The sequence below is a fragment of the Aeromonas popoffii genome, from assembly GCF_000820025.1.
GTDB classification, from domain to species: Bacteria; Pseudomonadota; Gammaproteobacteria; order Enterobacterales; family Aeromonadaceae; genus Aeromonas; species Aeromonas popoffii.
Genome location: NZ_CDBI01000065.1, coordinates 432 through 1,106, shown reverse-complemented (window position 1 = coordinate 1,106; position 675 = coordinate 432). Strand labels below are relative to the sequence as shown.

Annotated in this window: 2 protein-coding genes; both read left to right on the top strand. The window is 58.1% G+C overall.

What is annotated here, in order from left to right; translation table 11 throughout:
• The coding region (locus tag BN1129_RS13725; RefSeq protein WP_042037284.1) for a helix-turn-helix domain-containing protein at positions 1-310 on the top strand (310 nt) is incomplete at its 5' end.
• Positions 311-455: 145 nt separating this feature from the next.
• On the top strand, positions 456-675 hold a 220-nt coding region (locus tag BN1129_RS24000), incomplete at its 3' end, for a hypothetical protein (RefSeq protein ID WP_209418513.1).

The window sequence follows — 675 nt, the reverse complement described above, 5'->3', positions numbered from 1 at the left end:
CTATCTGGAGACGCTCAAGCGGCATCAGTGGCCCGGCAATTTGCGCGAGCTCCGGAACGTGGCCGAGCTCTATGCGGTGGGTATCGTCAAGCTGGCGGGCGTTGAGCGGGCGATGCCGCTGGCCAGCGCCAAGGAGCCGCTGGACGATCTGGTGGAAGAGTTTGAACGGCGGGTGATCGAAGATACCCTGTTCCTGTTCTCCGGTCGGGTGACCGAGGCCGCCCACTACCTCGGGATCCCGCGCAAGAAGCTCTATCTGCGAATGAAGAAACACAATCTCGACAAGGAGCAGTTCAAGCCCGCCAGCTGAACGGTCAGAGTTTGAATCGCGGCACAGTGGTGGCCAGTTACTGGCCCTGGGCCCCAGCGGGCCACCGGTCTGGCGAATGATCTCCAGGTTCTCCAGCATGGCGCTGTCATAGCCCGCGACGACGCTCAGATGGTGGTTGAGCTCGGTGCTGACGTTGCTCGGTGCAACGGGTGTGACGTTTTGGCGAGATTCATATGAGGGTTTCAAAGTCGGGCTGGAACCGTCAAAATTTGAGTTATTACCGGTACATTATCGAGTGCGGCCGATACAGATAAGAGCGAAACTTGTTCAGGGCGTGAACAGCGGATTCTATTGTGTCGGCGAAGGGGTACATCATGAGATGTCCAAGGTGTCTGAAAGAAGGG